This window comes from Pseudomonas sp. PDM28 (assembly GCF_019219115.1).
GTDB lineage: Bacteria > Pseudomonadota > Gammaproteobacteria > Pseudomonadales > Pseudomonadaceae > Aquipseudomonas > Aquipseudomonas laurylsulfatiphila.
On record NZ_JAHUWG010000012.1, the window covers coordinates 171,549 to 195,065 of the forward strand.

Genomic DNA, 23,517 nt, shown 5'->3' on the forward strand with positions numbered 1-23,517 from the left:
CGCTCCCACAGGATCCATGTCGTACACAAATTATGTGTTCACTGAAGATCAATGTGGGAGCGGGCTTGCTCGCGAAGGGCGCGCCTCGGTCTTCAGCCTTTGTGCCGCAACCACTCCACCATCCCCAACCCAGCCGCTCGCCCACTGGCAAAACACGCGGTCAGCAGATAACCGCCCGTCGGCGCTTCCCAATCGAGCATTTCCCCGGCGCAAAACACGCCAGGCATTTGCTTGAGCATCAAGCGCTCATCCATCGCCTCGAACAACACACCGCCAGCGCTACTGATCGCCTCGTCCAGTGGACGGGTTTTCACCAGTGACAGTGGCAATGCCTTGATCGCCTTGGCCAGCAAGGCCATATCGGCAAAGCACTCGGCGCTGGTCAGTTCACGCAATAGCGCTGCTTTTACCCCATCGATGCCAAGCTGGCTGTGCAGGTGCTTGGCCATCGAGCGTGAACCTCGTGGTTTGCTCAACGCCGCCAGCACTTTATCCACAGGCCGGCCGGGCAGCAGGTCCAGATGAATCGTCGCCGTACCGTGCTGATTGATCGCTTCGCGAATAGGCGCCGACAGGGCGTAGATCAAACTGCCCTCGATCCCGGTGGCAGTGATCACACATTCGCCGAGCCGGGGCACATCATCATTGAGACCGATGGCGATATTTTTCAGTGGCGCGCCGGCGAATTTGCTGACCATCAATTCGCTCCAGGCCTGCACCTCGAAGCCGCAATTGCTCGGTTGCAACGGCGCCATTCCTACGCCGTGCTGCTCCAGTGCCCGCATCCAGGCGCCGTCCGAGCCCAGGCGCGACCAACTGCCGCCACCGAGGGCGAGCAGGGTGGCATCGGCTTGCACGGTTTTTTCGCCGTCCGGGCTGTCGATGCGCAAACCGCCACGCTCGTCCCAGCCGAGCCAGCGGTGGCGGGTGTGGATAACTACGCCGCTGTCGCGCAGGCGCTTGAGCCAGGCGCGCAGAAGCGGAGCGGCTTTCATGTCGGTGGGGAACACCCGGCCGGAGCTGCCGATAAAGGTTTCGATGCCCAGGTTGTGAATCCACTGGCACAACGCATCGGCACCGAAGCCGCGCAACAGTGGGGCGATTTGCGGGGCGCGTTCGGCGTAGCGCGAGAGAAACGCCGGGTAGGCTTCGGAGTGAGTGATGTTCATGCCGCCGACACCGGCCAGGAGGAATTTTCGTCCAACCGAAGGCATGCCGTCGTACAGGTCGACCTTGATCCCGGCCTGGCTCAGTACTTCAGCTGCCATCAAACCGGCAGGACCGCCGCCGATGATGGCGACGTGAGGGGGGAGGGAAGTGGTGGGCTGAGTCATGGTAAAAGCTGCGGTGTGGCGGAGTAGCCGCGCATTCTAGCAGTACACGATAACTGTGGGAGCGGGCTTGCCCGCGCTGGTTAAAAAACAACCACCATTCTGTACCCTATACGCCGTGTGGGCTGCAGACCCTTTCACTCAGGTTATCCACAGGCAGCTCCACAGGCATTGTGGGTAAAGCATCCACAACTCAGTGACAACCTGATGACTGCCAGACGCGCTGCGCGCTGTGATGGAGGATGCCGTGGCGGCGGGCCAGGGCCTGGCGGTCCTTGCTGTAGCCGCCGCCGATCACCCCGACCACAGGGATGTCCCGGCCCAGGCAATGGCGCATCACGCTTTCATCGCGGGCGGCGACGCCTTCGTCTGTCAGCTTCAGATAACCCAGGGCGTCGTCCTTGTGCACATCGACCCCGGCGTCATAGAGCACCAAATCCGGTTGATAGAGCGGCAGCAGGTAGTTGAGCGCATCGTCCACCACCTTCAGGTAGTCGGCATCGCCCATGCCGTTGGGCAGCGGAATGTCCCAATCACTTTCGGCCTTGCGTGCGGGAAAGTTCTTCTCGCAGTGCAGGGAAACGGTTACCGCTTCCGGGGTGTGGTGCAGGATTCGTGCGGTCCCGTCGCCTTGATGCACGTCGCAATCGAAGATCAGCACTCGGTTCACCCGACCACTTTCCAGCAGGTAATGGCTGATCACCGCCAGATCATTGAATATGCAGAACCCGGCCGGGTAGTCGTAGTGCGCATGATGGGTGCCGCCGGCCAGGTGACAGGCCAGGCCATGCTCCAGCGCCTGCTCGGCCGCGAGCAGCGAGCCGCCGACTGCGCGCACCGTGCGCCGGGCCAGGGCTTCGCTCCAGGGCAGGCCAAGGCGGCGCTGGTCTTCGCGGGACAGTTCGCCACTCATGTAGCGTTCGATATACGAAGGGTCATGGGCGAGGGCGAGAATGTCTGCCGGACACAGATCCGGGCGCAGCAGGTCGGCGTCGCGGGTCAGGCCGCTGTCCACCAGGTGATCGCGCAGCAGGCGGAACTTGTCCATGGGGAAGCGGTGATCCGCCGGAAACTCGGGACTGTAGTCTTCGTGATAAATCAGCGGCAGTGGCATGGTCATTTCATGTAGGAATGAGAGAAGGATCCTACCAGCGTTGTAGACTGGCGACATTGAAATGGAGGGGCGGGGCAAGATGGAGCCAATACTGGAGCTTGAAAGCGCTCGGCTGCTGTTGCGCCAGTGGCGCGATGACGATCTGGCGGACTTCGCGGCGATGTGTGCCGATCCGCAGGTGATGCGCTACTTTCCAGGCACTTTGAGTCGGCTGGAAAGCGCGTCATTGATCGGGCGAATCCGTGGTCATTTCGCCGAGCATGGTTATGGGCTCTGGGCCTTGCAACGAAAGGACTCTGGCCAGTTCATCGGGTTTACCGGGCTCAATGTGGTCGGATTCGACGCACCATTCACCCCCGCGACGGAAATCGGCTGGCGCCTGGCCCGCGAGCACTGGGGCCTCGGTTATGCCAGTGAAGCGGCGTGGACCGCTCTGCGCTGTGGGTTTGACCGCTTGCCGCTGAAAGAGGTGGTGGCCTTCACGACGCAAACCAACCTGCCGTCAGAGAAAGTCATGCAGGCTATCGGCATGCACCATGACCCGGCGGATGACTTCGAACACCCGCGACTCGAGGCCGATCATCCGTTGCGTCGGCATGTTCTGTATCGCATCAGCCGCGAACAATGGCTGCAAACCTTGCATGGATAAGCTGGCACGGACGTTTACAATGGCCCCATGCTGGCCCGGGCCGGAAACTGAATCGACCGTTGCAGCCAAGACTGCGCGGCAATGTTTTGCGTGAGGAGAGTCTGAATGAGCCAAGTGTTGGAAGATCTGGTCGACTTGCTGACCCTGGAACCGATCGAAGAAAACCTGTTCCGCGGCCGTAGCCAGGACCTGGGTTTTCGTCAGCTGTTCGGTGGCCAGGTACTCGGCCAGTCGCTGTCGGCGGCGAGTCAGACGGTAGAAGAGGCGCGCCATGTGCATTCGATGCACGGCTATTTCCTGCGTCCGGGTGATGCCGGGTTGCCGGTGGTGTATCAGGTTGACCGGGTGCGTGACGGCGGCAGTTTCAGCACGCGCCGGGTGACGGCGATTCAGAAGGGCCACCCGATCTTCACGTGCAGTGCGTCATTCCAGTACGACGAGGAAGGCTTTGAGCACCAGAGCAAAATGCCGGTTGTGGTTGGCCCGGAAAACCTGCCCTCGGAGCTGGAACTGACCCAGCAGCGCGCGCACTTGATTCCCGAGAAAATGCGCGAAAAGCTGTTGTGCCCCAAGCCGATCGAATTCCGCCCGGTGACTGAAAAAGATCCCTACAACCCGCTGCCGTCCGATCCGGTCAAGTACGTCTGGTTCCGTGCCGACGGGGCTTTGGCCGATTCGCCGGCGCTGCATAAATACCTGCTCGCCTATGCATCGGACTTCGGCCTGCTGGTCACCTCGATGCAGCCCCACGGCAAATCGGTCTGGCACAAGGACATGCAGGTCGCCAGCCTCGATCACGCACTGTGGTTCCACCAGAATCTGCGTGCCGATGACTGGCTGCTCTACGCGATGGACAGCCCCTGGGCCGGCAACTCGCGCGGATTCTCCCGAGGCAGCGTGTTCAATCGCGCCGGGCAATTGGTGGCCTCGGTCACCCAGGAAGGCTTGATCCGTCACCGCAAGGATTGGGCGTGAGCCTGGCCGACGTGCGTCACTGGGTGTTCGACATGGACGGCACCCTGACCGTGGCCGTGCACGACTTTGCGGCGATTCGCGTAGCCTTGGCGATTCCTGCCGAAGCCGACATCCTGACCCACCTCTCCGCATTGCCGGCCGATGAAGCCGCTGCCAAGCATGCGTGGCTGCTGGAGCACGAACGGGACCTGGCACTCGGTTCGAAACCGGCGCCGGGCGCAGTGGAATTGGTGCGCGAGTTGGCCGGGCGCGGTTATCGCCTGGGCATTCTCACGCGCAATGCCCGGGAGCTGGCGCATGTCACGCTGGAGGCCATTGGCCTGGCCGACTGCTTTGCGGTCGAGGACGTGCTGGGGCGTGATGAAGCACCGCCGAAGCCGCATCCGGGCGGTTTACTGAAACTGGCCGAAGCGTGGAAGGTGCCGGCAAGCGAGATGGTGATGGTCGGTGATTACCGCTTTGATCTGGATTGCGGACGGGCGGCGGGCGCGCGCACGGTGCTGGTGAACCTGCCGGATAATCCGTGGCCGGAATTGACCGATTGGCATGCGGCGGATTGTGTTGAGTTGCGGCAGATGCTGTCGGCTTGAGGAAGTGGTTGGCTGATCTGACGCCTTCGCGGGCAAGCCCGCTCCCACAGTGATCTTCAGTGAACACAAATATTGTGTACTGCCGAGAACCCTGTGGGAGCGGGCTTGCCCGCGAAGGCGTCAGACCAGGCAGTGCAACACCTACTGACCAAACAACGCCTTCTGCCCCTCCGGCGAGGTAAACATCCCGTCCCCGTTATGCCCGACTCCGGGTACTTCAATCAGTTGCTGATTCAACCCTTGCGGTTGCAGCCGCTTCAGATAATCAAAGTAAAAACGCCCGCGCGCCAACCGGTACGGCCCTTGCGCCTTGGCCTCACAGCTTTTATCCAGCGCCGGATGATTCGGGTCTGTGTCCTGCTGGCCCAGTAGGTAAACGATGTCACGCTTAAGGTACTTTTCTTGTAGTTGTGTGGGCGTTTGTCCTTCGGCGTAGGCGGGAAAGTCCGCTAGCCCATACTTCCAGCGATTGAATTGCGGGCAACCGGCGTGGCTGAACGCCACGGGCCGGCGCTCATCGAAATAGGCATAGGACGACGGGTTGGCAATCACGTATCGAACCTGTACGCCGGCCGCCTCGAGGGCTGGCTGATCATGACCGAGCACTGCATAGCGCTGAACCACCTGCGCGCCACCGGAGTGACCGGCGATGACAATTTGCTTCACATCCGGAAACTGCTGGCGGTCACCCAAGCGAGCGATGATTTCGTCGAGCGCCGCATAGGAGCTCAGCCGAAACGGTGCCGTGGATTCGCCGGCGGTCATCCATTCATTGCCTTGCCAGCGCAAAACGGAATCGGCCACCGGATGAGCCGCAACATCGGTTTCATTGAGAAATTGCGGTGCGATCACCAGAGTCGTTGCACTTTGCCCGGCCAGTTCGGCCGCGTGCTCACCGCTTTGCAGATAGGTTTGCGCGTTGCGCAAGCGACCGTGGAGGATGATCAGCACCCGTTCGATTTTTGCCGGGGCGGGGCTGATGCCCACCGCGATTTCACCTGATTTCAACAGCAGGCGTCCGGGACTGAGGTCCTTGACCTCATGCTCGGCGGCCTGGGACGTTGCGCAAGTAAACAGAACAACCAACAACCACTTTTTCATTTACAGATTTTTCGTCGCAAAGGTATCGCACTGGCTTACCTGGCCTTGGGCGAAACCGGTTTTGAACCAGCGCACCCGTTGCGCCGACGTACCGTGGGTGAACGAGTCCGGGACCACGCGGCCCTGACCCTGTTGCTGCAAACGATCGTCACCGATGGCGTTCGCTGCGTTCAGTGCTTCTTCGATGTCGCCCGGTTCCAGCCAGTTCAGGCGCTTCTGCGCATTGTTGGCCCAGACACCGGCCAGGCAATCGGCCTGCAGTTCCTGACGAACCAGTAAACCGCCGTCGCCTTCCATCTGCCGGCCTTGTTGGCGGGCTGCCTGGATTTTTGCGGACACCCCAAGCAGGGTCTGCACATGGTGTCCGACTTCGTGAGCGATTACGTAGGCCTGAGCGAAGTCGCCCGCGGCGGAAAAGCGTTGGGACATTTCCTGGAAGAACGCCATGTCCAGATAGACCTTCTGGTCCGCCGGGCAATAGAACGGCCCGGTGGCCGAGGTCGCCAGACCGCAGGCCGAATTCACGCGGTTGCTGAACAGCACCAGGGTCGGCTCTTTGTATTGACGGCCGGCCTGCTGGAATATCGCGCCCCAAGTGTCTTCGGTGTCGCCGAGGATCGAGCGCACGAACTCCGCGCCTTCGTCATTGGCCGGTGGTGCCTTGCGGCTCTGGTTGGTGGCGGGCGCCGATTGCTGGTCCATTTGCCCGGTCAGTTGTCCGAGGATTTGCAGTGGATCCTGGCCGGTGATCCAGCCGATGCCGACGATCAGCAGGATCGCCGTCAGGCTCAGGCCCTTGCCACCGCCGAAGCGCATCCCGCCGCCGCCACTGCCGACATCATCACCACGGGCATCGACCACGTTGTCGCTGCGTCGGCCTTTTTTCCATAGCATGTGCGAATCCTCTTCTGTTCCGGGTCACGAGCCGTGCGATGAGTGTTGCTGCCAAGTGGGAGCCGCGCCAGTCCGGTCGTCAGACTGCCGGTTGCGCGACTGGTTCCACATTTTGCTTCGTGGGGCTTCTCTTCTAGAATCAGCCAAATTTTGTTTGGGACATACCATGGCTGGCAGTCAGATCGAACGTGTCTTCAGCGTGCTGGAAAGCCTGACCGGTGAACCGCAGGGTTTGCCGATGCAGACGTTGGCCGAGCAACTGGAAATTCCTAAAAGCGCGACTCATCGTTTGCTCGCTGAACTGATTCGCCTGGGGTACGTGCGGCAGAATCCGGACAATCTGCGCTATCACCTGTCGACCAAGCTGGTGGCCATGGGCTTTCGATACTTGTCTGGCAGCGGCGCGGATATTATCCAGCCGGTGCTCGATCGTCTGGCCGGGGAAACCGGTGAGCTGGTGCGTCTGGGGGTGATCCAGGGGGAGCGCCAGGTGTGGATCGCCAAGTCCCAGGGTGCCCGTTCCGGTCTGCGCTACGACCCAGACATGGGGCGTGATGCGCCTTTGTTCTACACGGCTTCCGGGCACGCGTGGCTGGCGTGCATGAGCGATGCCGAGGCGCTGTTGCTGGTCGAGCGGCAAGGGACCGAGTTGCCTCAAGACGTCGGGCCTAATGCACCGCGTTCGAATATTGAACTGCTGGAGCGCTTGCGTCTGGCGCGGGAGCAGGGGTATGCCTGGGTCGAGGAAAGTTCGGCGGTGGGCACCTCGGCGATTGCCGCCGTGGTGCGTCATCCACTGGATGGCCGGGTCATCGGCGTGCTCAGTATTGCCGGGCCAAGTGCGCGAATGCCCGGCGCGCGATTGCATGAATTGGCGCCGACCTTGTTGAAATACGCCGATGAGCTTTCACTGGCGAGCCAGGCATCAGAGTTGTTCAGTTGAACCTGAAGTCTGCTTGAATAAACAGTGTGCGGTATTCGCCCACTTTCTTGAGTCGTAGATTTCATAAAATGGAACCAGGTTCTAAATTATTCATATCTCGCCTCAACCCATAAAAGGACTTTGTCTTGACGTCGCCCAGCAGTACCCCGCTTTCCGGCGTCAATCAGCCCTTCAAAGGGATCCTGCTGATCGTTGTCGCGACATTCCTGTTTTCCAGCCACGACGCCTTTTCCAAATACCTCTCCGGCTTCTATCCCATTGTCATGGTGGTCTGGGCGCGTTACGTGGTTCACACCTTGCTGATGGCCGGGATTTTCCTGCCGCAGTCGGGGCTGCGGGTGCTGCGTACCAAGCGGCCATTGCTTCAGCTGGTCCGGGCGCTGTGCCTGCTGGGCACCAGTCTGTTTTTCACCACGGGGCTGATGTACATCCCGTTGGCCGAGGCCACGTCGGTCAACTTCCTGGCACCGGTGCTGGTCACCGCGCTGTCGGTACCGCTGCTTGGCGAGCGGGTGACGCGTGGGCAGTGGTTGGCGGTGATTTTCGGTTTCAGCGGGGTGCTGATCATCGTTCACCCAGGGGGAGATCTGTTTACCCCGGCGGTGTTGCTGCCGTTCTGCTCGGCGTTGTTTTTCTGCTTCTATCAACTGCTCACGCGCAAGCTCAGCGAGATTGACAGCCCGACCACCAGCAACTTTTTCGCGGGCCTGTGCAACACGCTGGTGATGAGCGCGCTGGTGCCGTTCTTCTGGCAGACACCGAACCTGGTGCATGGCGCGATGATGCTGGCGCTGGGGGCCTGCGGGATGACGGCTCACCTCTTCCTGACACAGGCGTTCCGACTCGCGGCACCGGCACTGCTGGCGCCGTTCAGCTATTGCCAGATCATTTTCGCCGGCCTCTTGGGCTGGCTGCTGTTTTCCCACACGCCGACACTGACCACCGTGCTCGGTATTGCCGTGATCTGTTGCAGCGGATTGGCAGCGGCCTGGCAGCAAAGCCGCCGCTAGGAGGGCCACGATCAGAGACCTGTGGGAGCGAGCCTGCTCGCGAAGACGGACTGTCATTCAACATTGAGGTTGGCTGACGTATCGCTTTCGCGAGCAGGCTCGCTCCCACAGGGACTGATGACTTCTTTAGTCGGTGATGGTCGGAATCTTGCGCGGTGCCATGAAGTACATCCAGGTCAGCGCAATGAAGTACATCGCCGGTATCAGCGTGAACAGCACGGTGTAGTTGTTGTTGGTGACGGTCAGGATATGGCCGACCAACTGGGTCATGAACATCCCGCCAATCGCCGCACACATACCGCCGAAGCCGAATACCGTGCTCATCATGTGCTTGGGCGTGTAGTCCATCACCAGGCTCCAGATGTTAGCTGTCCAGGCCTGGTGCGCGCCGATGGCCAGAGAGATGGCGGCCACCGCGACCCATAGATTGCTGGAGCCGGCAGCCATGATGACGCCGATGATGCAGCAGGCGAACAGGAACATGGACATCAGTCGCGCCTTGATCGGGTTGACGCCGCGACCGATCAGGAACGAGGAGAGGATGCCGCCGCCGACGCTGCCGAAGTCAGCGGTAAGGTAAATGATGATCAGCGGAATGCCCATCTGGGTCACGTTGATGCCCAGGTTGTATTGCTGATTGAGGAACGGCGGCAGCCAGTACAGGTAGAACCAGAACACCGGCGCGGTCATCGAGTAGGCGAGGGCGAAGGCCCAGGTGCCACGCATGCGCAGGATTTTCGAGAACGGGACGCGGGTTTGTTCTGGTTCGACTTCGTTCTGGATGTAGTCCAGCTCCGACTGTTTGACGTTCGGGTGGTCTTCCGGGTTGAAGTACTTCAGGCCCCAGAATAGCAACCAGATCCCGCCCAGTGCCGACATGCACAGGAAGGCGGCTTGCCAGCCCCAGACGTGCAGGATCAGTGGCAGCAGCATCGGGGTGAACATCGCACCAACGTTGGTGCCGGCGTTGAAAATACCAGTGGCCACGGCGCGCTCGCCAGCCGGGAACCACAGGCGCGTGGTTTTCACGCAGGCCGGATAGTTCGCCGCTTCGGTCAGGCCGAGGATGAATCGGCAAACCATGAAGCCGACTGCCGAAGTGGCCAGGCCGTGGGCACCGGTTGCCAGGCTCCAGAGCAGCACTGCGCAGAAGAACACGCGCTTGACGCCGACCCGGTCGATCAGCCGGCCCTGCAGCACGAAACCAATGGCATAGCCGACCTGGAACCAAAAGTTGATGTTGGCGTAATCCATCGCCGTCCAGCTCATTTCCTTGGCCAGGATGGGCTGCATCACACCTAGTGCGGCGCGGTCGATGTAGTTCAGGGTAGTGGCGAAAAACACCAGCGCCAGCATGCCCCAACGGGTTTTGCCGACCGCCATGGCGCCGCGGATCTTGTCGCCGATACCGCCGGCAGTGACGCTCATGGCCGGAGCCATGCGTGAGCTTTGGGAAGGAAGCATATGTACCACCCGTTTTTTTGAATTTGTTATTTGGTGTTTTGGACATCGCGGCCGGTGCTGCGTGTCCGGACTCAATGTGGGGTCGATGTTGGGCAGTGGACAAAAAATCGTCAATTCGCCAACCACCATTTTGTTCGATAATCGAACACAAAACTAACTGGGTAGTACACTTTGAATTGCTGTGTGGGATCGCGCAGCCAATAATTCACTCAAAGTTAAACGCGCCCCCTGTAGGAGCCAGGCTTGCTAGCGATAGCGTCCGCGAGATCGTCATCGCCGGCAAGCCTGGCTCCTACAAAAGCGTGCGATGTCCCTAACAAGATTGCCTCCACCGGGAGTCGAAACATGCAGCGTTCCATTGCCACCGTATCCTTGAGCGGTACCCTGCCGGAAAAACTCGAAGCCATCGCCGCCGCCGGGTTCGACGGTGTGGAGATTTTCGAGAACGACCTTCTCTACTACGACGGCAGCCCACGGGAAATTAAACAGATGTGCGCCGATCTCGGGATCGCCATCACCCTGTTTCAACCTTTCCGTGATTTCGAAGGCTGCCGGCGAGATCGGCTGTCGCGCAACCTGGAACGCGCCGAGCGCAAATTCGACCTGATGCAGGAGCTGGGCACTGACCTGGTGCTGGTATGCAGCAACGCCTCGGCCGACTCCATCGGTGATGAACAGATTCTGGTCGACGATTTGCGCCTGCTGGCTGAACATGCCGGGGCCCGTGGTCTACGCATCGGTTACGAAGCGCTGGCCTGGGGCCGGCACGTGAACACGTATCAACAGGTGTGGAACATCGTGCGTCAGGCCGATCATCCAAGCCTTGGCGTGTTGCTGGACAGCTTTCACACCCTGTCGCTCAAGGGCGATCCGAGTGCCATCGCCGAGATTCCCGGCGACAAGATCTTCTTCGTGCAAATGGCCGACGCGCCGATCCTGGCCATGGATGTGCTGGAGTGGAGTCGGCATTTTCGCTGCTTCCCGGGCCAGGGTGAATTCGACTTGCCGGGGTTCCTCGCGCCGATCATCCAGAGCGGCTACACCGGGCCATTGTCGCTGGAAATCTTCAACGATGGTTTCCGCGCCGCGCCGCCACGGGCCAATGCCGCCGACGGCTTGCGCTCATTGTTGTACCTGGAAGAGAAGACCCGCGAGCGTCTGGCTCAGGAAGCCAAGCCAATGGCCAGCCCTGAGATTCTGTTCGAAACACCCAAGGCCAGCGAGTACAACGGCATCGAATTTCTCGAATTCGCCGTGGATGAAAGCCTCGGCGCCAAGCTCTCCCATTGGCTGGAGCGACTGGGTTTCGTCAAGGCCGGGCAGCATCGCTCCAAGAGCGTCAGCCTGCTGCGTCAGGGCGATATCAACCTGATCCTGAACTCGGAGCCTTACTCATTCGGCCACAGCTTTTTCGAAGCCCACGGCCCTTCGCTGTGCGCTACGGCCGTGCGGGTCAAAGACAGCGCCAGCGCACTGGCCCGCGCCGTGGCCTACAAGGGCCAGCCCTACCGCGGGCTGGTCGGCCCCAACGAACTGGAACTGGCGGCGGTGCGTGCGCCGGATGGCAGCCTGATCTATCTGGTGGATCAACACGCCGATGTCTATGGCACGGACTTCAATCTGTACCCGCAAGCGCCGGTCAGCGGCGGCCTCAAGCGCATTGACCACATGGCCATGGCGCTGCCGGCCGACAGCCTCGACAGTTGGGTGCTGTTCTATAAGAGCCTGCTGGATTTCGAGGCGGACGATGAAGTGGTGCTGCCGGATCCTTATGGTCTGGTGAAGAGCCGTGCCTTGCGCAGTCGCGACAGTTCGATCCGCTTGCCGCTAAACATTTCCGAAAACCGCAACACCGCGATCTCACACGCGCTGTCGAGTTATCGCGGCTCCGGAGTGCATCACATTGCCTTTGATTGTGATGACATCTTTGCCCAGGTCAGCCGTGCAAAAGAGGCGGGCGTGCCGCTGCTGGATATCCCGCTCAACTACTACGATGACCTGGCGGCGCGCTTCGATTTCAACGATGAGTTCCTCAGTGAGCTGGCCTATTTCAACGTGCTGTATGACCGTGACGCCCAAGGTGGCGAGTTGTTTCACGTGTATACCGAGCCGTTCGAGGGGCGGTTCTTCTTTGAAATCATCCAGCGTAAAAACGGATATGCCGGCTACGGCGCGGCCAACGTTGCGGTGCGGCTGGCGGCCATGGCCAAATCCCGAAGCGGAGCCATCCGTCAGGCCAAGTTGTAGGAAATTCGTAAACGCGGGATTAAACACGGGCCGCGCGGCTTCCTTCACCGTGCCGCGCAGCCCATAATCGCCAGCCTGTGCAGTGATGGCCGTGAGCCCGCAATGACAATGACTTCAGAACTCCCCGCAGTCTCCGTAGAACCCGGTACCGAGCCGCGCAAGAGTCGCAAGAACAACCCGGAAAAGACCCGCGAAAACATCCTGCAGGAGGCGATTGTCGAATTCGTCCAGCAGGGGCTTTCCGGGGCCCGCGTCGATGCCATCGCCGAGCGCATCCACACCTCCAAGCGCATGATCTACTACTACTTCGGCAGCAAGGAACAGCTCTACGTCGAGGTGCTGGAGAAGCTTTACGGCGATATCCGCAGCACTGAAAGCCGTTTGCACCTTACCGAACTGGCACCGGTGGAAGCGATTCGGCGGATGGTTGAGTTCACATTCGATCACCACGATCGCAATGTCGATTTCGTGCGCATCGTCAGCATCGAAAACATTCACAACGCCGAGTACGTGAAGCGCTCCGATGCGATCAGGGCGATGAACAACACCGTTCTCGATTCCCTCGATGTGATCCTGCGTCGGGGCGTTGAAGAGGGTGTATTCCGCACCGGCCTGGTGCCGCTGGATGTGCATCTGCTGATCAGTTCGTTCTGCTTTTATCGCGTCTCGAACCGCCATACCGTGGGTGAGATTTTTCAGATCGACTTGCCGGATGAGCGCATCAAGCAGCGTCATCGGGAGATGATTTGCGAGTCGGTGCTGCGCTATTTGCAGGCTTGAAAAGATCGCAGCCTTCGGCAACTCCTACGTCATCGCATTGATCTGTAGGAGCTGCCGAAGGCTGCGATCTGTTGATCTTCAGTCATTCATGCTCTGGAAATGCTCAAGCATTCTCTGGGCATCCGGCACCACGCCGCTGAACAACTCGAATGCCTTCACCGCCTGAAACACGGCCATGTTGCCGCCGTCCAGCGTCCGGCAACCGAGGGCGCGGGCGTTGCGCAGCAGTTCGGTTTCCAGCGGGAAGTAAACGATCTCCGCCACCCACAACTCGGCTCGAAGCAACTCGACCGGCACCGGCATGCCGGGCAGTTTTTTCATGCCCATCGGCGTGGTGTTCACCAGGCCGTCAGCCTGGGCCAAGGCGCTGGGCAGGTCATACCCGGCCACCGCCAGAGCGACACCGAAATGCTGATTGAGGTTGTCGGCCAGATCCTGGGCGCGGCGGATGTCCACGTCAAAAATGCTCAGTTGCCGTACGCCTTCGCTCAACAAGGCGTGGGCTACCGCCGCCCCTGCGCCGCCGGCGCCCATCTGCACGACACGTTCAACGGCAACGCCTTTCAGACCTCGTCGAAAGCCCTCGGCAAAGCCCAGGCAATCGGTGTTGTGGCCGATGCGTTTGCCGTCCTTGAGCACCACCGTGTTGACCGCACCGATACCGCGGGCCTCCGGCGAGAGTTCGTCCAGCAGCGGGATGATTGCCTGCTTGCAGGGAAAGGTGATGTTCAAGCCGGTGAAGTTCATGCGCTCGGCAGCCATCAACAGGTCGGGCAGGGCGTTGCTGTCGAGTTTCAACTGATCAAGGTCAATCAGACGATAGAGGTAGCGCAGCCCTTGGGCATCGCCTTCATGCTCGTGCAGGGCCGGTGTGCGGGAAGCCTGGATGCCGGCGCCGATCAGCCCGGCCAGTACCACGTTGTTCTGAGTCACGGCGATCACCCCTTCAAACGATGACTGAAGTGTTCCAGTGCCAGGCGATAGCCGTGACTGCCGAAACCGGCCATCACCGCCGTGGCAATAGCGGATACGAACGAGTGGTGGCGGAAGGGCTCGCGGGCGTGCACGTTGGACAGGTGGACTTCGATGACCGGCAGCTCGCTGGCGACCAGGGCGTCGCGGATGGCGACCGAGGTGTGAGTCCATGCGGCGGGATTAATGATGATCCCGGCGCAGCGACCGCGTGCCGCGTGAATCCAGTCGAGCAATTCGCCCTCATGGTTGGTCTGGCGAAACTCCACCGCCAGGCCAAACTCTTCGGCGGCGCGTCCGCACAGGGCCGAAATGTCTGCCAGGGTTTCGTGGCCGTAAGTCGTCGGTTCACGGGTGCCGAGCAGGTTCAGGTTCGGGCCGTTGAGCACCAGAACGATAGGGGACATCGGAATCTCTCCACTTATTATTGTTGGAATCGGCCAAGGTTCTCGGCCTGTGGAGATAAATTGTACTAACTAGTTAATTCGGTCAATTGAAGAGAGGGTACGCTGGCGGTTTGTGGGCGATGATCGGACACTTTCTGTGTTCAGCGCGGCAAATGCTCCACCAGAAAATCAATGAACGCCCTCAAGCGCAGCGGCACATGCCGACTTTGCGGGTACAGCAGGGTGAACGGTCGCGAGCGCCCGCCATAGGGCTTGAGCACTTCCACCAGTGAGCCGTTGGCCAGTTCCTTTTCCACGATAAAACGATAGGTCTGAAACAACCCTGCCCCGTGTTTGGCCAGCGTCACCCCGCCCAGTACATCATCGGAACAACTGAGGTTGCCCTCGGCCAGAATCTCCCGGGGTACGCCTTCATCGTTGAACAACCAGGCAATGCGCCGGCCGCTGCTGGGCAATTCATACTGAATGCATTCGTGGTGTTCGAGGTCGTCGAGGGTTTGCGGAATGCCGGCCTGTTTCAGGTAATCGGGGCTGGCAATCAGCACCAGGGCGGCATCTTCCAACTGGCGGGCGATCAGACCGGAATCCGGGATGGCTCGCACGCGAATCGCCATGTCGTAGCCTTCGCCGACGAAATCGATGTTGCGATTGCTGATATGCGACTCGACTTTCACCGCAGGATAGCGCGCCCGGAATTCGGGCAGCAGCGGCAGGATTCGATGATGCGCGTAAGTGGTCGGAATACTGATGCGCAAAGTACCGGACGGCACTTGCTGCTGGCCCATGACCTCACGCTGGGCCTCGACCAGTTGCGCAAGGGCCTGGCGACATTCTTCGTAATAACGGCGACCACTGTCAGTGAGCTTCACGCTACGCGTGGTGCGCGCGAACAGCCGCACACCCAGGCGTTCTTCCATGCGCGACACCGATCGGCTCACGGCAGCGGGCGTGACACCTGCCACCAGCGCCGCGGCAGTAAAACTGCCAGCCTCGGCGGCCAGGCAAAACAGCTCAATGCTGCCCAACTGAAGATCGTCGAATTGTCGCTGCATGATTGATTACACCAGGGATCAGATGAAGAAGCTGGATCAGTATTTATCAGGTGACAGCGCTGTAAAGAAAGGATTTCTTACCAATTCGCGCGGTGTTACGCAGGTCCGGGAAGCACCAGAGCGCTAGCCTGAGGACGGAAGAAATGATTCGGCGGCCAATGCCAGCGGTCGGATTTTCCCGGGAATGTCGAATCCTCGGATTCAATAACCTAACGGATGGGTTGGCATGAAGGTATGCAGTTTCAAAGGACTGTCGGTAGTGATCATGTTGCGAGACGAGCATTGTCCGCCTCATGCGCATGTGGAAGCGGGGACGTGGAGTGCGAGATTCAGGTTCAGCTTTTGGCACAACGGTGTCGAGCTCTGGGATGTCGTTCCGCTGTCGCGTCGGCCACTATTGGCGGTGCTTGAGGGTTTGCGCCAATCGCTCAAGCAGCCCGCCCATTTACGACGCGCCCGCGGCATCTGGTGGCGAAAACTACAAACGGCCTGTCTTGATAATCAACTGTGGGACTGGCAAAGCAATGAAGTCGTTGTGGTGAAAAGGGTTGTCAGCACGACCAATATGATTGGATCGGCTTGCTACGTACCTGAATCGAACAAGACATTGCTGTCCCTGATCGGTGCACAGGAAAGTGTGGAGATCGAGTTATGAAAACGATAAAAACCAAGGTTCAGGCCGATAATCCCGTAACGGAAAGTAGCCTGGACAAGGCCATCGAACGTGGTGAATTACGTAGGAAACATAGCCTGCAAGCGACAGCGGTTACCTACCTGGCTCCCTGTCTGGCAGTGCTCTTCGAAGATGGCTGCGGCGTACTGTTGCCCGTGGACAACTATCCGGAGTTCGATGATTTTGAGCTGGAGGACTACGCCAGCCTGACTGTCGGCTATGCGGGGACTGCACTGTGCCATGAAGGCAAGGACCTGCATGTGTCTATCGCCGGAATGATTTCTGCGAGCAAGCCGCTGATGGCCATGGCGGCCTCGGTCGTCGCTTCGCGCAATGGTCGCCAGAGCAGCGCCGCAAAGTCTGAAGCCGCGCGGGCCAACGGCAGGAAAGGCGGGCGCCCGCGCAAGGTCGATGTTGTCGTGTAAGTGCCCAAAAAAGCCGTCATGAAGACGGCTTTTTTGTGCCTGGCAGCTGCCATCAACGCCGGGTCAACATCACCCCGGATTCCATGTGATGGGTCCACGGGAACTGGTCGAACATCGCACACCGGCTGATCCGGTGGGTGTCGTGCAGTTGGGCGATGTTGGCTGCCAGGGTCTCCGGATTGCAGGAGATGTACAGGATGTTGTCGAAGCGCCGGGTCAGCTCACAGGTGTCCGGGTCCATGCCGGCGCGGGGCGGGTCGACGAACACGCTGCCGAACTCGTAGCTCTTGAGGTCGATGCCGTGCAGGCGGCGGAACGGACGCACTTCATTCAGGGCTTCGGTCAGCTCTTCGGCGGACAAGCGCACCAGGGTGACGTTATCCACCGCGTTTTCGCTGAGATTGCTCAGCGCCGCGTTGACCGAGGTCTTGCTGATTTCGGTGGCGAGCACTTTGCGTACGCGGGTGGCGAGGGGCAGGGTGAAGTTGCCGTTGCCGCAATACAGCTCCAGCAAATCATCGGAGCGATCCCCGAGCGCATCGTACGCCCAGTTGAGCATCTTCTGGTTCACCGTACCGTTGGGCTGGGTGAACGCGCCTTCCGGCTGGCGGTAGCTGAAGGTGCGGCCGCCGACGTCCAGTTGCTCGACCACGTAATCGTGACCGATGACTTCGCGCTTGCCCTTGGAGCGGCCGATGATGCTGACGTTCAGGTCCGTCGCCAGTTTCGAGGCCGCCGCATGCCAGTGCTCGTCCAGCGGGCGGTGATAGCACAGGGTGATCATTGCGTCGCCGGCCAGCGTGGTCAGGAACTCCACCTGGAACAGCTTGTGGCTCAGGGCCGCACTGGCTTGCCACGCGGCCTTGAGCTGCGGCATCAACTGGTTGATGCGCAGGCTGGCAATCGGGAACTCTTCGATCAGGATGGGTGTGCGTTTGTCTTCCTGGGAAAACATCGCGTAATGCCGCTCGCCGGCCTCGCGCCACAGGCGGAACTCGGCGCGCAGGCGGAAGTTTTTCAGCGGCGAATCGAAAACGGCCGGCTCGGGTGCATCGAACGGGGCCAGCAGGTCACGCAAACGCGTGACCTTTTCTTCGAGTTGAACGGCATAGGCCTGGGAATCGAAAGTCATGCGTTGAACCAACCCAGCTTGATCACGAACAGAATCGACAGGATCACCAGCGCCGGGTTCAGCTCACGGCCACGACCGGACATCAGTTTGATAGCGGTCCAGGAAATGAAACCGAAGGCGATGCCATTGGCGATGGAATAGGTGAACGGCATCGCCAGCGCGGTGATCACCACAGGCGCGGCGACAGTGATGTCGTCCCAGTCTATTTCGGCCAGGCCGGATGTCATCAGCACGGCGACGAACAGCAGGGCCGGTGCAGTGGCGAAGGCTGGGACACTGGAGGCCAGTGGCGAGAAGAACAGCGCCAGCAGGAACAGGATCGCGACGACGACGGCGGTCAGGCCGGTGCGGCCACCGGCACTCACGCCGGCGGCGGATTCGATGTAGCTGGTGGTGGTCGAGGTGCCCAGCAGGGAACCGGCCATGGCCGCGGTGCTGTCGGCGATCAGCGCACGGCCCATTTTCGGCATGTGGCCGTCCTTGCCCATCAGGCCGGCGCGCTTGGCGACGCCGATCAGGGTGCCGGAGTTGTCGAACAGGTCGACGAACAGGAAGGCAAAAATCACGCTGACCAGACCGATGTCCAGTGCGCCCTTGATATCCAGTTGCAGGAAGGTCGGTGCCAGCGACGGCGGCATCGACATCACGCCGCCGAACGGGGTGAAGCCCATCACGATCGAAACGATGGTCACCACCAGAATGCCGATCAGCACTGCGCCGCGCACGGCAAGGGCCTCAAGCGCGACGATCAGGGCGAAGCCGAGGGTAGCGAGGATCGGAGCCGGTTGCTTCAGGTCACCGAGGCCGACCATGGTCGCCGGGTTGCTGACCACGATGCCGGCGTTGTGCAGGGCGATCAGCGCCAGGAACAGGCCGATACCGGCAGCAATGGCCGAACGCAGTGGCAACGGGATGCTGTTGATGATCCATTCACGGATGCGGAAGATCGACAGCAGGAAGAAGCACACCGCCGAGATGAACACCGCGCCGAGTGCCACTTGCCAGGTATGGCCCATGTGCAGGACCACGGTGTAGGTAAAGAAGGCGTTCAGGCCCATACCCGGTGCAAGGGCGATCGGGTAGTTGGCGATCAGGCCCATGACGGTGGAGCCGATGGCAGCGGCCAGGCAGGTGGCGACAAACACCGCGCCCTTGTCCATGCCGGTCTCGCCGAGGATGCTCGGGTTGACGAACAGAATGTAGGCCATGGCCAAAAAGGTCGTGACGCCCGCCAGAATCTCGGTCCGCACGTTGGTGTTGTGTGCCTTGAGTTGAAACAGCCTTTCCAGCATGTCTGCTCCCCGTGGCGCGCCGGGCGCCGTGAATGTATCGACCTCAACAGCAAAGCACAGGCAGCAGAACGCGCCTGGAAATTACTGTGGGCCGGAAAAAGCCGCGCATCATACCAGTAGCTTGGGAATATGGCTGCTTATGGCGGTGATCGTCGTCGATGTTTTGCGTCAAAGCCAAGTGCGCCATACTGCGCGCTGGTTTTTCGGGGGGGAACGTACTGCATGAAAAGGCGTCTGGTTAGCGTGTTCGGCGTATTGATGGCGTTGCTTCTCGGGGCCCAAACGGCCACGGCGGCATCGGCCCCGCCATTGAGTCAATTGAAAGTGCTCAAAGTCGCTTCGCCGTCCTGTGGCGTTGAAAATATCGACGAAGGGCAAACCCGGACGCGCTGCGATCACAATGGCCCGAACATCACGGTGTACGTGCTGGAAGTGGGTTACGGGCGTGAGGCCCATATCGCCATCGACGGTTTTGAGGTGAACGGCACGCGTACGCCGGTCTGCGCGTTCAAGAACGGCAACCTGACCAGTTGCACCCCCGGGGAAAAAACCGTCGGCTATTTGTATGCACTCGATCTGGCTGGCAAACAGGAAGGCACTCTGACCTTCAGCAATACCTCGATCAATGCGCCCGGCAATACGATGTCGACGCAGCTTTACATCCAGTAGCCACATGTCTCGAACAAGGCGCGGGAAAGCTGACTACGCTTAAAAGATCATTCCGTGGACAGTGCCCGATGACTTTTAGAGCCTTGATTGCCCTCGCCGAGGGTACCGATGACCTGCAGACCGTGACCCTGATCGACGTACTGCGCCGCGCCAAAATAGAAGTGGTGGTGGCCAGTATCGAAGGGCGGCGCATGCTCACTTGCGCCCGCGGCACTCGGCTGACGTCCGATGCCATGCTGGTGGACTTGCTGGCGCAGCCTTTCGACCTGATTGCCTTGCCGGGTGGCGCAGTGGGGGCGCAGCACTTGGCTGCCCATCAACCCCTGCAACAATTGATCAAGGATCAGGCGGCAGCCGGTCGCCTGTTCGCCGGCATCGCCGAAGCGCCCGCCGTCGCGCTGCAAGCCTTTGGCGTTTTGCGTCAACGGCGCATGACCTGCCTGCCATCGGCCAGCCATCAACTGTTGGGCTGTAACTTCGTCGATCAACCGGTAGTGGTCGATGGCAACTGCATCACCGCCCAGGGCTCGGCTGGCGCATTGGCATTTGCCCTGGCGCTGGTGGAGCAACTCTGCGGCAAAGCCACACGTGCGGCGGTGGCGGGGGAGTTGTTGGTGTAGCCGGTTTAGACTTTCGCCTCTTGCTTCTCTTCATCTTTAGCCACGTGCATGCGATCACGGCTGGCCAGGGTCGGGAACAGTTTGACCCACACCCCGGTCACCACCAGCGTGCCGATCCCGCCCATGACCACGGCTGGCACGGTGCCGAACCAGTGGGCCGTCAGGCCCGATTCGAATTCGCCCAACTGGTTCGAGGCACCAATGAACAGACCGTTCACGGCGCTGACCCGGCCGCGCATTTCGTCCGGGGTTTCCAGTTGAACGAAAGAGGCACGGATCACCATGCTGATCATGTCTGCCGCGCCCAACACCACCAACACCGCCAGGGAAAACCAGAACGAGGTCGACAGGCCGAAGGCGATGGTTGCCACGCCGAAGATGCCCACGGCGGTGAACATCACCCGCCCGACATTGCGCTCCACGGCAAACCGCGCCAGGAACAGCGACATCAGCAGCGCACCCACTGCTGGTGCCGAGCGCAACAGGCCCAGCCCCCACGGGCCGGTCAGCAGAATGTCCTTGGCGAACACCGGCAGCAGTGCTGTCGCTCCACCCAATAGCACCGCGAACAGATCGAGGGAGATCGCCCCGAGAATGTCCGGACGACTACGGATGAAGCGGATGCCCGCGAGCAGTGAATCCAGTGTCGCCTTGCCCTTGTTCAGCGGCGTCTGCCGGGCCGGCAGGTTGAGCATCAGCGAACAGGCAATGACATAAAGCAGCACCGTCGGGCCATACACCCAGACGCTGCCGAAGGCGTAAAGCAAACCGCCGAGGGCCGGGGCGACGATGGTGGCTGATTGCTGGGCCGATTGTGCGGCGGCCACTGCCCGGGGAAACAGTGCGCTAGGCACGATGCTTGGCAGCAGGGCCTGGGTGGTCGGCATTTCAAAGGAGCGCGCGGCGCCGAGCAGGAAGGCCAGGATAAAGATCATTTCCCGAGTGACATGGTCGGTGGCGCTGCCGATGGCCAGCGACAGGGCGATCAATGCCTGCAGGGACTGGCAGATCGCCGCGACCTTGCGCCGGTCATAGCGGTCGGCGACGTGCCCTGTGTGCAGCATGAACAGCACGCGCGGGGCGAACTCGACCAGGCCAACCAGACCCAGGTCGAGCACGTTGCCGGTCAATTGATACAGGTTCCAGCCGATGGCCACGGTGAGCATCTGGAAGCCGCTGGCGGTAAAGACCCGGGCCAGCCAGAACGCGAGAAAAGGGCGATGGTGACGTAACAGCAAGGGCTCTTGGCTGGGCATCTGCGGGGAAATCTGGGGAGAGGGGAGCAGCGAGATTATCACCAACCTGTAACAAGAAGTTGCCATGACAAAAAATTTAGTTAGCCAGACATCGATATCGAGAACACTGCCATTAACTGTGGGAGCGAGCCTGCTCGCGATAGCGGTGTGACATTCAGCGTTGATGTTGACTGACAGGTTGCTATCGCGAGCAGGCTCGCTCCCACAGGAATGTATTGCAGCTCGTGACCAAGGCCATGAGGCAACTTGTCACGCGGCAAAAGACCACGCGGTTCACCCCCGAAATTGGGACTACTCTTTCAACGTTGATTGATCCAGATCAAAACCCACAAAAGGAATTGATCCGGCGGCCGCAAGGCCAGACTCCCTGCGTTGTGATGCGTGCAAAAAAAGAACAAACAGAGATTCGCCACACTCCATTTCCGTGGGGGCCGTGGGTGCAGGCTTCCAGCCAGCAGCCGTACTACCTGACAGAGGAAGACTTATGTTCGGTTTAGAGGCACTTGATCTCGCCCGAATCCAGTTCGCGTTCACCATCTCGTTCCACATCCTGTTTCCGGCCATCACCATCGGCCTGGCGAGTTATCTGGCGGTACTCGAAGGCCTGTGGTTGAAAACCCATAACGACACCTACCGTGACCTCTACCATTTCTGGTCGAAGATCTTTGCCGTCAACTTCGGCATGGGCGTGGTTTCCGGCCTGGTCATGGCCTATCAGTTCGGTACCAACTGGAGCCGCTTCTCGGACTTCGCCGGATCGGTTACCGGGCCGTTGCTGACCTATGAAGTGCTCACGGCGTTCTTCCTCGAGGCCGGGTTCCTGGGGGTCATGCTGTTTGGCTGGAACAAGGTCGGGCGTGGCCTGCACTTCTTCGCCACCGTGATGGTGGCCATTGGTACGCTGATCTCGACCTTCTGGATTCTCGCCTCCAACAGCTGGATGCAGACCCCGCAGGGCTTCGAGATCGTCAACGGGCAGGTCATCCCCACCGACTGGCTGGCAGTTATCTTCAACCCGTCGTTCCCGTATCGCCTGATGCACATGGCCACGGCGGCGTTCGTGGCCACGGCGTTCTTCGTGGGGGCCTCCGCGGCCTGGCATTTGCTGCGCGGCAAGGACAACCCGGCGATCCGCAAAATGCTCTCCATGGCCATGTGGATGGCGTTGATCGTCGCGCCGATCCAGGCGGTCATCGGCGACTTCCACGGCCTCAATACACTTGAGCATCAGCCGGCGAAAATCGCCGCGATCGAGGGGCACTGGGAAAACAAGGGTAACGAGGCGACTCCGCTGATCCTGTTCGGCTGGCCGGACATGAAGGAGGAAAAAACCAAATTCGCTGTCGAGATTCCGTACCTGGGCAGCTTGATCCTGACTCACTCGCTGGACAAGCAAGTCCCGGCCCTCAAGGAGTTCCCGCCTGAAGACCGGCCAAATTCGACCATTGTGTTCTGGTCGTTCCGGATCATGGTGGGCCTGGGCATGCTGATGATCTTCACCGGGTTGTGGAGCCTGTGGCTGCGCAAGCGCGACACCCTCTATACCTCGCGACCGTTCCTGTACCTGGCGTTGTGGATGGGGCCGTCCGGCCTGATTGCGATCCTCGCCGGCTGGTTCACCACCGAAATCGGCCGTCAGCCTTGGGTGGTCTACGGTCTGATGCGCACGGCGGATGCGTCGTCCAACCATAGCGTCATGCAGATGAGCATCACCCTGATCCTGTTCGTCGTGGTGTATTTCGCCCTGTTTGGCGCCGGACTTGGCTACATGATGCGCCTGGTGCGCAAGGGGCCGAAGATCGACGAAGGCAAGGAAACCAACGACGGAGGTCCCGGCCAGAAACGCACACCGGCCCGTCCGCTGTCCGCCGCCGACGATGATCACGCCGAAGCCGGCCACAGCCTGACCAAGGAGATTTGA

Annotated in this window: 23 protein-coding genes; 12 read left to right on the forward strand and 11 right to left on the reverse strand. The window is 60.4% G+C overall.

What is annotated here, in order from left to right; translation table 11 throughout:
- Window positions 1–92: 92 nt before the first annotated feature.
- Window positions 93–1,334, reverse strand: coding sequence for a TIGR03862 family flavoprotein (locus KW841_RS25980; protein ID WP_218480264.1), 1,242 nt, complete (start codon window positions 1,332–1,334; stop codon window positions 93–95).
- A gap of 190 nt (window positions 1,335–1,524) precedes the next feature.
- Window positions 1,525–2,445, reverse strand: coding sequence for a histone deacetylase (locus KW841_RS25985; protein ID WP_104451362.1), 921 nt, complete (start codon window positions 2,443–2,445; stop codon window positions 1,525–1,527).
- A gap of 79 nt (window positions 2,446–2,524) precedes the next feature.
- On the opposite strand from KW841_RS25985, the gene KW841_RS25990 reads away from it, so the two are divergent.
- The 3 genes from KW841_RS25990 to KW841_RS26000 all read left to right on the forward strand — a co-directional run bounded on the left by KW841_RS25990 (window position 2,525) and on the right by KW841_RS26000 (window position 4,659).
- Window positions 2,525–3,094, forward strand: a complete 570-nt coding sequence (locus tag KW841_RS25990; RefSeq protein ID WP_218480265.1) for a GNAT family N-acetyltransferase — start codon at window positions 2,525–2,527, stop codon at window positions 3,092–3,094.
- A 105-nt stretch (window positions 3,095–3,199) separates the two neighbouring features.
- Complete coding sequence (tesB, locus tag KW841_RS25995; protein ID WP_007975794.1) at window positions 3,200–4,069, forward strand: acyl-CoA thioesterase II; 870 nt, start codon at window positions 3,200–3,202, stop codon at window positions 4,067–4,069.
- Window positions 4,066–4,659, forward strand: a complete 594-nt coding sequence (locus tag KW841_RS26000; RefSeq protein ID WP_218480266.1) for an HAD family hydrolase — start codon at window positions 4,066–4,068, stop codon at window positions 4,657–4,659. The genes tesB and KW841_RS26000 overlap by 4 nt, the downstream gene beginning before the upstream one ends.
- A gap of 141 nt (window positions 4,660–4,800) precedes the next feature.
- On the opposite strand, the gene KW841_RS26005 is transcribed toward KW841_RS26000, so the two are convergent.
- Entirely contained in the window at window positions 4,801–5,760 is a 960-nt protein-coding gene (locus KW841_RS26005; RefSeq protein ID WP_218480267.1) for an alpha/beta fold hydrolase, read from the reverse strand.
- Window positions 5,761–6,654 (reverse strand): neutral zinc metallopeptidase, encoded by an 894-nt coding sequence (locus KW841_RS26010; protein ID WP_218480268.1) that lies wholly within the window; start codon window positions 6,652–6,654, stop codon window positions 5,761–5,763.
- Between the two features lie 166 nt (window positions 6,655–6,820).
- On the opposite strand from KW841_RS26010, the gene KW841_RS26015 reads away from it, so the two are divergent.
- Both KW841_RS26015 and KW841_RS26020 read left to right on the forward strand, forming a co-directional pair.
- Complete coding sequence (locus tag KW841_RS26015; protein WP_015096932.1) at window positions 6,821–7,597, forward strand: IclR family transcriptional regulator; 777 nt, start codon at window positions 6,821–6,823, stop codon at window positions 7,595–7,597.
- Between the two features lie 125 nt (window positions 7,598–7,722).
- Window positions 7,723–8,607, forward strand: coding sequence for a DMT family transporter (locus tag KW841_RS26020; RefSeq protein ID WP_218480269.1), 885 nt, complete (start codon window positions 7,723–7,725; stop codon window positions 8,605–8,607).
- A 126-nt stretch (window positions 8,608–8,733) separates the two neighbouring features.
- Here the strand turns inward: KW841_RS26020 and KW841_RS26025 are convergent, their stop codons facing one another.
- Entirely contained in the window at window positions 8,734–10,071 is a 1,338-nt protein-coding gene (locus KW841_RS26025; RefSeq protein WP_218480270.1) for an MFS transporter, read from the reverse strand.
- 345 nt (window positions 10,072–10,416) lie between these two features.
- On the opposite strand from KW841_RS26025, the gene quiC reads away from it, so the two are divergent.
- A complete protein-coding gene (quiC, locus tag KW841_RS26030; protein ID WP_218480271.1) occupies window positions 10,417–12,318 on the forward strand; it encodes a 3-dehydroshikimate dehydratase QuiC in 1,902 nt (633 codons plus the stop codon).
- 102 nt (window positions 12,319–12,420) lie between these two features.
- The gene (locus KW841_RS26035) at window positions 12,421–13,098 is read left to right on the forward strand and encodes a TetR/AcrR family transcriptional regulator (RefSeq protein ID WP_116581842.1); all 678 of its coding nucleotides are present in this window, start codon (window positions 12,421–12,423) and stop codon (window positions 13,096–13,098) included.
- Window positions 13,099–13,176: 78 nt separating this feature from the next.
- Here KW841_RS26035 and KW841_RS26040 read toward each other — a convergent pair whose 3' ends face one another.
- The 3 genes from KW841_RS26040 to KW841_RS26050 form a co-directional block, all read right to left on the reverse strand.
- Entirely contained in the window at window positions 13,177–14,031 is an 855-nt protein-coding gene (locus KW841_RS26040; protein ID WP_218480272.1) for a shikimate dehydrogenase, read from the reverse strand.
- Between the two features lie 5 nt (window positions 14,032–14,036).
- Window positions 14,037–14,477 carry a type II 3-dehydroquinate dehydratase gene (aroQ, locus tag KW841_RS26045; protein ID WP_218480273.1) on the reverse strand — a complete coding sequence of 147 codons (441 nt, stop codon included), beginning with the start codon at window positions 14,475–14,477 and terminating at the stop codon, window positions 14,037–14,039.
- A 140-nt stretch (window positions 14,478–14,617) separates the two neighbouring features.
- Entirely contained in the window at window positions 14,618–15,529 is a 912-nt protein-coding gene (locus KW841_RS26050; protein ID WP_218480274.1) for a LysR family transcriptional regulator, read from the reverse strand.
- Between the two features lie 226 nt (window positions 15,530–15,755).
- Here KW841_RS26050 and KW841_RS26055 point away from each other — a divergent pair, with 226 nt between their 5' ends.
- The gene (locus KW841_RS26055; RefSeq protein WP_218480275.1) at window positions 15,756–16,184 is read left to right on the forward strand and encodes a DUF4160 domain-containing protein; all 429 of its coding nucleotides are present in this window, start codon (window positions 15,756–15,758) and stop codon (window positions 16,182–16,184) included.
- On the forward strand, window positions 16,181–16,627 hold the full coding sequence (locus KW841_RS26060) for a DUF2442 domain-containing protein (RefSeq protein ID WP_218480276.1): 447 nt from the start codon (window positions 16,181–16,183) through the stop codon (window positions 16,625–16,627). The genes KW841_RS26055 and KW841_RS26060 overlap by 4 nt, the downstream gene beginning before the upstream one ends.
- 52 nt (window positions 16,628–16,679) lie before the next feature.
- Here the strand turns inward: KW841_RS26060 and trmA are convergent, their stop codons facing one another.
- Window positions 16,680–17,759, reverse strand: coding sequence for a tRNA (uridine(54)-C5)-methyltransferase TrmA (gene trmA / locus KW841_RS26065; RefSeq protein WP_102702072.1), 1,080 nt, complete (start codon window positions 17,757–17,759; stop codon window positions 16,680–16,682).
- Window positions 17,756–19,051, reverse strand: coding sequence for an NCS2 family permease (locus tag KW841_RS26070; RefSeq protein WP_218480277.1), 1,296 nt, complete (start codon window positions 19,049–19,051; stop codon window positions 17,756–17,758). The genes trmA and KW841_RS26070 overlap by 4 nt, the downstream gene beginning before the upstream one ends.
- 222 nt (window positions 19,052–19,273) lie before the next feature.
- Here KW841_RS26070 and KW841_RS26075 point away from each other — a divergent pair, with 222 nt between their 5' ends.
- Together KW841_RS26075 and KW841_RS26080 are read left to right on the forward strand one after the other, a co-directional pair.
- Window positions 19,274–19,720: a DUF4879 domain-containing protein gene (locus KW841_RS26075; RefSeq protein ID WP_218480278.1), complete on the forward strand. Its 447-nt coding sequence runs from the start codon at window positions 19,274–19,276 to the stop codon at window positions 19,718–19,720.
- 68 nt (window positions 19,721–19,788) lie between these two features.
- On the forward strand, window positions 19,789–20,340 hold the full coding sequence (locus tag KW841_RS26080; protein WP_007975779.1) for a DJ-1 family glyoxalase III: 552 nt from the start codon (window positions 19,789–19,791) through the stop codon (window positions 20,338–20,340).
- Between the two features lie 5 nt (window positions 20,341–20,345).
- Here KW841_RS26080 and KW841_RS26085 read toward each other — a convergent pair whose 3' ends face one another.
- On the reverse strand, window positions 20,346–21,596 hold the full coding sequence (locus KW841_RS26085; protein WP_218480279.1) for an MFS transporter: 1,251 nt from the start codon (window positions 21,594–21,596) through the stop codon (window positions 20,346–20,348).
- A gap of 484 nt (window positions 21,597–22,080) precedes the next feature.
- On the opposite strand from KW841_RS26085, the gene KW841_RS26090 reads away from it, so the two are divergent.
- Window positions 22,081–23,517: a cytochrome ubiquinol oxidase subunit I gene (locus tag KW841_RS26090; RefSeq protein WP_218480280.1), complete on the forward strand. Its 1,437-nt coding sequence runs from the start codon at window positions 22,081–22,083 to the stop codon at window positions 23,515–23,517.